Raw genomic sequence first — 9204 nt, forward strand, 5'->3', positions numbered from 1 at the left:
TTAGCTTATGCAATGCTAACTTCAGGCGGGTTAAGTTAGGGGAGACTACATACATGAAAAGTCGCGGCCGTGGAACTCGGTGACACCGGCATGCTCACAGCTCAGCCCGTCAATTCGCGGGTGGACGCGCGGGTGGACGAGGACGTCGTCAGCCGGTTCGCCACGTGCTGCCGCGCGCTCGGCATCGTCGTCTACCAACGGCAGCGGCCGGCGGATCTGGCCGCCGCCCGCTCCGGTTTCACCGCGCTGACCCGCATCGCCCACGACCAGTGCGACGCGTGGACCGGCCTGGCCGCGGCCGGCGATGTCTCCCTGCGAGTGCTCGAGGCGGTATCGCGCACCGTGGCGACCGCGGGCACGCTGCAGCGCCAGGTGGACCTGGCGCCTGGTTCGCTGGGCTTCCGCTACGACACGGGGCTGTATCTGCAGTTCCGCGCCGCGACCCCCGACGAGTTTCAGCTCGCCTACGCCGCCGCGCTGGCAACGGCCGGACGATTCGCTGACGCCGACCAGATCGTCGCCGGCCTGACCGCGCGTCGCCCGACGTGGCGCGAGGCCCGCTGGGTGTCCGTCGTCATCAACTACCGCGCCGAGCGCTGGTCGGACGTCGTCAAGCTGCTGACCCCGATCGTCAACGACGCGGATCTCGACGAGGCGTTCTCGCACGCCGCCAAGATCGCGCTGGGCACCGCGCTGGCCCGGCTGGGCATGTTCGCGCCGTCGCTGTCGTATCTGGAGGAGCCCGACGGTCCCGTCGCGGTGGCCGCCGTCGACGGCGCGCTGGCCAAGGCGCTGGTGCTGCGTGCGCACGTGGACGAGGACGCGGCGAGCGAGGTGCTGCAGGATCTGTACGCCGCGCATCCCGAGAACGAGCAAGTCGAACAGGCGCTGACCGACACGAGCTTCGGCATCGTGACCACCACGGCCGCCCGCATCGAAGCCCGTACCGATCCGTGGGATCCCGAAACCGAGCCCAGCGCAGAGGATTTCGTCGACCCCGCCGCGCACGAACGCAAAGCGGTGCTGCTGCACGAGGCGGAACGTCAGCTGGCCGAATTCATCGGGCTCGACGAGGTCAAGAACCAGGTGTCGCGGCTGAAGAGCTCGGTCGCCATGGAACTGGTCCGCAAGCAGCGCGGCCTGGCGGTCGCGCAGCGTGCCCACCACCTGGTCTTCGCCGGCCCGCCCGGAACCGGTAAGACCACCATCGCCCGCGTGGTCGCCAAGATCTATTGCGGCCTCGGGCTTTTGAAGCGGGAAAACATCCGCGAGGTCCACCGCGCCGACCTGATCGGCCAGCACATCGGCGAGACCGAGGCCAAGACCAACGCGATCATCGACAGCGCACTCGACGGCGTGCTGTTCCTCGACGAGGCCTACGCGTTGGTCGCCACGGGCGCCAAGAACGACTTCGGGCTGGTGGCCATCGACACCCTGCTGGCGCGGATGGAGAACGACCGCGACCGCCTGGTGGTCATCATCGCCGGCTACCGGGCCGACCTGGACAAGTTCCTGGATACCAACGAGGGCTTGCGTTCTCGGTTCACGCGCAACATCGACTTCCCGTCGTACGCGCCGTCGGAGCTGGTCGAGATCGCGAACACCATGGCCGAGCAGCGCGACAGCATCTTCGAGCCGGCCGCGCTCGAACACATGGAGGCGTTGTTCACGAAGTTGGCCACCGAGTCGACCCCGGATGCCAACGGAATCTCGCGACGCAACTTGGACATCGCCGGTAACGGCCGATTCGTCCGAAACATCGTCGAACGCTCCGAAGAAGAACGAGAGTTCCGGCTCGACCATTCCGAAAACGCCGGAACCGGCGAATTCACTGACGAGGAGCTGATGACGATCACCGACGACGACGTCGCACGGTCGGTAGAGCCGCTGTTGCGCGGCCTTGGCCTGTCGGTGCCGGCATGACCTCCAATCACGAGTCCGACGACCGCCGTTCGTTCGCGTCGCGCACGCCGGTCAACGACAACCCCGACCAGGTCGAGTACCGCCGCGGCTTCGTCACCCGCCACCAGGTCAGCGGCTGGCGGTTCGTGATGCGCCGGATCGCCTCCGGTATCGCATTGCACGACACCAGGATGCTCGTCGACCCGCTGCGCACCCAGTCGCGCGCGGTGGCGATGGGCGTGGTCCTGCTGGTCACCGGGCTGGCCGGTTGCTTCGTGTTCTCCCTGATCCGGCCCAGCGGCACGGTGGGCACCAACGCCGTGCTGGCCGACCGGTCGACCGCCGCGCTGTATGTCCGTGTCGGCGACGACCTGCATCCCGTGCTCAACCTGACCTCCGCCCGGCTGATCACCGGCCACCCGGTCGATCCCACCATGGTGAAAAGCACTGAGCTGGACCGTTTTCCGCGCGGCAACCTGATCGGCATCCCGGGCGCGCCGGAACGCATGGTGCAAAACCCGTCGCGCGACGCGAACTGGACCGTGTGCGACGCCGTCAGCGAGCCGGCCCAGGGCGGGCACGCCGCCCACAGCACCGGCGTCACGGTGATCGCGGGCCGCCCGGACAGCAGCGGTGCCCGCGCGGCCACGCTCGCGTCGCGGCAGGCGATCCTGGTCGAGCGTGATGGCAGCACCTGGCTGTTGTGGGATGGCAAACGATCGCAGATCAACCTGACCGACCACGCGATCACGAACGCACTTGGCTTGGGGCAGAACAACTCCGAGATGCCCGCGCCCCGGCCCATCGCGCTGGGCTTGTTCAACGCGATCCCCGAGGGTCCGTCGCTGACGGCGCCCGGCATCCCGAACGCCGGCGCCCCGGCGCCGTTCGGCGTGCCCGCACCGATCGGCGCGGTGGTGGTCTCCTACGCCCTGGATCAGAGCTCCTCGGGTGCGCCGCGCTATTACGCGGTATTGCCCGACGGCCTGCAACAGATCTCGCCGGTGCTCGCCGCGATCCTGCGCAACACCAATTCCTATGGGCTGGACCAACCGCCGCGGCTGGGTGCCGACGCGGTGGCCAAGCTGCCCGTGTCGCGGATGCTGGACACCGCGCGCTATCCGGACCAACAGGTCAGCGTGGTCGACGCGGGCAAGTCGCCGGTCACGTGCGCCTACTGGAGCAAGCCGGCCGGGGCCGCGACCAGCTCGCTGAACCTGCTGTCCGGCTCGGCGCTGCCGATCGCCGAATCGATCCACACCGTCGACCTGGTGGGCGGTGGCGCCGCGACGAGCGGTGCGGTGGCCACCCGCGTGGCCCTGGCACCCGGCACCGGTTATTTCACCCAGACCGTCGGCGGCGGCCCGGACTCGCCGGGCACCGGATCGTTGTTCTGGGTCTCCGACACCGGCGTCCGCTACGGGATCGACAACGAGGCCGAGCACTCGGCCGCCGGGCATGGCAAAACCGTTGAGGCCCTTGGCCTTAGCGGGGCGCCCGTCCCCATTCCGTGGTCGGTGCTGTCGCTGTTCGCCAATGGTCCGACGTTATCGCGCGCCGACGCGCTGCTGGCACATGACGGGCTGACGCCCGACCAGAAGCCCGGCCGTGTGGCTGCTGCTGCCAAGGAAGCCGAGGGAGCCCCCCGATGAGCCGACTGATCTTCGAAGCGCGTCGCCGGTTGGCGCCGCCGGTCACCCGCAAGGGGACCATCGCCATCGAGGCCCCGCCCGAGCTGCCCCGGGTCATTCCGCCGTCGTTCCTGCGCCGGGCGATGCCCTATGTGCTGGTGATCCTGATCGTCGGGATGATCGTCGCCCTGTTCGCCACCGGGATGCGGCTCATCTCTCCGCAGACGCTGTTCTTCCCGTTCGTGCTGTTGCTCGCCGCGACCGCGATGTATCGCGGCAACGACAACAAGACGCGCACCGAGGAGGTCGACGCCGAACGCGCCGACTACCTGCGCTACCTCTCGGTGGTCCGCGACAACATCCGCACCCAGGCCGCCGCGCAGCGCGCCGCCGCGCAGTGGTCGCATCCGGAGCCCGCCGCGCTGGCGACCGTGCCGGGGTCCCGCCGGCAGTGGGAACGTGACCCACACGATCCCGACTTCCTGGTGCTGCGGGCCGGGCGGCACCACGTCCCGCTCGCCACCGCCCTGCGGGTCAACGACACCGCCGACGAGATCGACCTGGAGCCGGTGTCGCACAGCGCATTACGCAGCCTGCTCGACACCCATCGCACGGTGCGCGACGTGCCGACCGGAATCGACCTGACCAAGGTATCCCGGATCACGGTGCTGGGTCAGGAAGACGAGGCGCGGGCGGCGTTGCGCGCCTGGATCGCTCAGGCGGTCACCTGGCATGACCCGACCGTGCTCGGGGTCGCGCTGGTGACCCCCGACCTGGAGGGTCCGGACTGGTCGTGGCTGAAGTGGTTGCCGCACATCGACATTCCCGGCGAGCTCGACGGGGTCGGGCCGGCCCGCTTCATGTCGACCAACGCCGACGACCTGGTCGCGAGCCTGGGGCCGGCACTCGTTGACCGTCCTGCGTTCACCGGCGAGCCCGCCGACGCGCTGCGTCACCTGCTGATCGTCGTCGACGACCCCGACTATGACCTGAACGCGTCGACGCTGGCGCTGGGCCGGGCGGGCGTCACCGTCGTGCACCGCAGCGCCACGGCGCCCAACCGGGAGCAGTATTCGGACCCGGAGAAGCCGATCCTGCGCGTTGCCAACGGCGCGATCGAGCGCTGGCAGACCGGCGGCTGGCAGCCCTACATCGACAACGCCGACCAGTTCGGCGCCGACGAGGCCGCGCACCTGGCTCGTCAATTGTCGCGTTGGGACTCCAACCCGACCCACACCGGGCTGCGCTCGGCGGCCACTCGCGGCGCCACGTTCACCACCATGCTGGGCATCTCGGACGCGTCCCAATTGGACGTGCCCACGCTGTGGGCGCCGCGCCGTCGCGAGGACGAGCTGCGCGTTCCGATCGGGGTCACCGCGACCGGCGAGCCGCTGATGTTCGACCTCAAGGACGAAGCCGAGGGCGGCATGGGTCCGCACGGGCTGATGATCGGTATGACGGGTTCGGGCAAGTCCCAGACCCTGATGTCGATCCTGTTGTCGCTGTTGACGACTCACTCGGCGGATCGGCTGATCGTCATCTACGCCGACTTCAAGGGTGAGGCCGGGGCCGACAGCTTCCGCAACTTCCCGCAGGTGGTCGCCGTGATCTCCAACATGGCGGAGAAGAAATCGCTGGCCGACCGGTTCGCCGACACGCTGCGCGGCGAGGTGGCCCGGCGCGAGACGCTGCTGCGTGAGGCGGGCCGCCGGGTGCAGGGCAGCGCGTTCAACTCGGTGGTGGAATACGAGGCCGCCGTGGCGGCCGGGCACGACCTGCCGCCGATCCCGACGCTGTTCGTGGTCGCCGACGAGTTCACCCTGATGCTGGCCGACCATCCCGAATACGCCGAGCTGTTCGATTACGTTGCGCGTAAGGGCCGCTCGTTCCGCATCCACATCCTGTTCGCCTCGCAGACGCTGGACGTCGGCAAGATCAAGGACATCGACAAGAACACCTCCTACCGCATCGGTTTGAAGGTGGCCAGCCCCAGCGTTTCCCGCCAGATCATCGGTGTGGAGGATGCCTACCACATCGAATCCGGCAAGGAGCACAAGGGCGTCGGCTTCCTGGTGCCCGCACCGGGTGCGACGCCGATCAAGTTCCGCAGCACCTATGTCGACGGCATCTACGATCCGCCGCAGAAGGCCAAATCCTTTGTGGTGCCGTCCATCCCGGAGCCGAAGCTGTTCACCGCCGGACGGGTCGAACCGGATCAGGACACCGTGATCACCGCCCCCGAGGAAGACGAATTCACCGGACCGCCGCGCAAGCTGATCGCCACCATCGGCGACCAGCTGGCAGGCTACGGTCCGCGGGCGCCGCAACTGTGGCTGCCGCCGCTGGACGAGCCGATCCCGCTCACCGCCATGCTGGCGCGCGCCGGCGTGCCGCCCCGGCAATGGCAGTGGCCGCTCGGCGAGATCGACAAGCCGTTCGAGATGCGCCGCGACCCGCTGGTGTTCGACGCCGCCTCGTCGGCCGGGAACGTGGTCATCCACGGCGGCCCCAAGTCGGGCAAATCGACCGCGCTGCAGACGTTTATCCTGTCCGCGGCCAACCTGCACTCGCCGCGCGAGGTCACCTTCTACTGCCTGGACTACGGCGGCGGCAAGCTGCGGGCACTCGAAGGCCTGGCGCATGTCGGCAGCGTGGCCTCGGCGCTCGAACCCGAACGCATCCGGCGCACCTTCGGGGAACTCGAACAGCTGCTGCTGTCGCGGCAGCGGCGAGAGGCGTTCCGGGAGTCCCGCGGCGCGGCCCCCGACGACGGCTTCGGCGAGGTGTTCCTGGTCATCGACAACCTCTACGCGTTCGGCCGCGACAACACCGACCAGTTCAACACCCGAAACCCGTTGCTGGCCAAGGTCAGCGAACTGGTCAACATCGGTCTGGCGTACGGCATCCACGTCGTCATCACCACCCCCAGCTGGCTGGAGGTGCCGCTGGCGATGCGCGACGGGCTCGGGTTGCGCCTCGAGCTCAAGCTGCACGATCCGCGGGACAGCAACGTGCGGGTGGTCGGCGCGCTGCGCCGGCCCGCCGAAGCGGTGCCGCACGACCAGCCCGGCCGCGGATTGACCATGGCCGCAGAGCATTTCCTGTTCGCCAGCCCCGCGCTGGACGCGGAAACAAACCCAGTGGCAGCCATCAACGACCGTTACCCGGGCCTGGCCGCGCCGCCGGTGCGGTTGCTGCCCACCAACCTCGCCCCGGAGTCGGTCGGATCGCTGTATCGCGGGCCGGAGCAGGTCGTCATCGGCCAGCGCGAGGAGGATCTCGCGCCGGTGGTGATCAACTTCGCCGAGAACCCGTTGCTGATGGTGTTCGGCGACAGCAAGTCCGGGAAGACCACGTTGTTGCGGCACCTCATTCGCACGGTCCGCGAGCACTCGACTCCCGATCAGGTGGCCTTCACGGTGCTGGATCGGCGGCTGCACCTCGTTGACGAACCGCTGTTTGCCGACAACGAGTACACGGCCAACGTCGACCGCATCATCCCGGCGATGCTGGGCCTGGCCAACCTCATCGAATCCCGGCGGCCGCCGGCCGGCTTGTCGCCCGCCGAGCTGGCTCGCTGGAGCTTCGCGGGCCAGACCCACTACCTGATCATCGACGACGTGGACCAGATACCGGATTCGCCGGCGATGAGCGGGCCGTACGTCGGGCAGCGTCCGTGGACGCCGCTGCTCGGGTTGCTGTCGCAGGCGGCCGATTTGGGGGTGCGGGTGATCGTCACCGCGCGCGCCACCGGCTCGGGGCACGCGTTGATGACGAACCCGCTGCTGCGCCGGTTCAACGACCTGCAGGCGACCACGCTGATGCTGGCGGGCAACCCGCAGGACAGCGGCAAGATCCGCGGTCAACGATTCGGCCGGTTGCCCGCGGGGCGGGCGATCCTGTTGGGCGACAGCGATGGCCCGACGTACGTGCAGTTGGTCAACCCCTTGATCGGGGAGTCCGTAATGGCAAGTGAAGCGCAACGGGAGGAGTAAAGATGACCTTGCGAGTGGTTCCCGAAGGTCTGGCCGCCACCAGTGCGGCGGTGGAGGCCCTGACGGCCCGGCTGGCGGCCGCGCATGCGGCGGCGGCCCCGGCGATCACGGCGGTGGTGCCGCCGGCGGTCGATCCGGTGTCGCTGCAAACCGCCGTCGGATTCAGCGCTGCGGGCCAGGAGCACTCCGCCGTGGCGGCCCAGGGTGTCGAAGAGCTGGGCCGCGCCGGCGTCGGCGTCGGCGAAGCGGGCGCAAGCTACCTCGCCGGAGACACCGCGGCCGCTGCGACGTTCGGAATCGCGGGCGCCTGACCATGACCGCCCCCATCGCGCCCATCTGGATGGCGTCGCCACCCGAGGTGCATTCGGCGTTACTGAGCGCCGGTCCAGGGCCGGGGCCGCTGTTGGCGGCCGCCGGCGCGTGGACCGCGCTCAGCGCCCAATACGCCTCGGCGGCAGCCGAACTCAGTGGGCTGTTGGGGGAGGCCCAGGCCGGCGCCTGGGAGGGGCCGAGCGCCGAGCAGTACGTGGCGGCCCACCTGCCGTACCTGGCGTGGTTGCAGCAGGCCAGCGCCGACAGCGCGGGGGCGGCCGCCCAACAAGAGGTCGCGGCCTCGGCGTACACCGCCGCCTTGGCGGCCATGCCGACGCTGGCGGAACTGGCCACCAATCACACCGTGCACGCGGTGCTGGTCGGGACGAATTTCTTTGGGATTAACACGATTCCGATCGCGGTCAACGAGGCCGACTATGCACGGATGTGGGTCCAGGCCGCCGCCACCATGGGCACCTACCAGGCTGTGTCGGGCTCGGCCCTGGCCGCCGCGCCGCGCACCACGGCGGCGCCGTCCATCGTCAATCCCGGTGGGCAGGCCAACAGTCTGGCGGCCAACGCCTCGCAGAACAGCCCCGGGGACTGGTGGCAGAACTTCATCCAGCAGTTGTCGAAGTTCCTGCAGGACTTCTTCCAGAACATTCAGCAGATGCTGCAGGACTTCTTCTCGAACCTGCCGGCGTTCCTGGCGGCCAACGGGCCGCTGCTGTTCTTCGTTGCCTACCAGGTGTTCTTCAACGCCGTTGGCTGGCCGACCTGGGGCGCGATCCTGACCGCGCCGTTCCTGATTCCGCTGCTGCTGGGCATCGGGCTCAGCTCGTTGCTCACCACGCCGGTCGAGGCCGCCGCCCCGGAGGCCGCCCCCGCCGTGGTGGCTCCGGTGCTGACGTCGAACAAGCCGCCGTCCATGCTGCCGGCGGTCGCGCTGGCCCCGACGATGCCGGCCCCAGCCGGGGCCCCGGCCACCACGGTCGCCGCGGGTTCCGGGGCGCCGGCCGCGCCGGCGCCGGCGGCCGCGGCCAGCAACTTCGCCTACCTGGTCGCCTATGGCGGTGATCCGGACGCCGGGGTCGGACCGACGCTCGGGGGCCGCGGCGGTGCCAAGGCACCTGCGGCCACCATCCCGGCGGCCGGAGCCGCGGCGGCCAGCCGGGCCGAGTCCCGGGCGCGGCGCCGTCGGCGCGCCGCGCTGCACGACCACGCCGACGAGTTCGCGGACATGGAATCTGACTTCGGCGTGCCGCCGGATTTCGGTGACGAGGAGGAGCTGGCCGCGGCCGTCGCATCCGCGCAGGGTGCCGGGGCGCTCGGATTCGCCGGAACGACACAGCGGCAGAAGGCTT

General features: G+C 69.5%; 5 protein-coding genes. All 5 read left to right on the forward strand.

The genetic code is table 11. The annotated features are described in order from the left end of the window. Nucleotides 1-69: 69 nt before the first annotated feature. Nucleotides 70-1923, forward strand: a complete 1854-nt coding sequence (gene eccA3, locus A9W96_RS29035; RefSeq protein WP_067144616.1) for a type VII secretion system ESX-3 AAA family ATPase EccA3 — start codon at nucleotides 70-72, stop codon at nucleotides 1921-1923. Then, complete coding sequence (gene eccB / locus A9W96_RS29040) at nucleotides 1920-3554, forward strand: type VII secretion protein EccB (RefSeq protein ID WP_067144617.1); 1635 nt, start codon at nucleotides 1920-1922, stop codon at nucleotides 3552-3554. Before eccA3 ends, eccB begins: the two co-directional genes overlap by 4 nt. Continuing rightward, entirely contained in the window at nucleotides 3551-7528 is a 3978-nt protein-coding gene (eccCa, locus tag A9W96_RS29045) for a type VII secretion protein EccCa (protein WP_067144618.1), read from the forward strand. The genes eccB and eccCa overlap by 4 nt, the downstream gene beginning before the upstream one ends. Nucleotides 7529-7530: 2 nt before the next feature. After that, the gene (locus A9W96_RS29050; protein ID WP_066872837.1) at nucleotides 7531-7839 is read left to right on the forward strand and encodes a PE family protein; all 309 of its coding nucleotides are present in this window, start codon (nucleotides 7531-7533) and stop codon (nucleotides 7837-7839) included. Nucleotides 7840-7841: 2 nt separating this feature from the next. Further along, a partial coding sequence (locus A9W96_RS29055) for a PPE family protein (RefSeq protein ID WP_197499697.1) occupies nucleotides 7842-9204 on the forward strand: 1363 nt, incomplete at its 3' end.

Origin of the sequence: Mycobacterium sp. 1245852.3 (assembly GCF_001669335.1) — a bacterium.
GTDB classification, from domain to species: Bacteria; Actinomycetota; Actinomycetes; order Mycobacteriales; family Mycobacteriaceae; genus Mycobacterium; species Mycobacterium europaeum_A.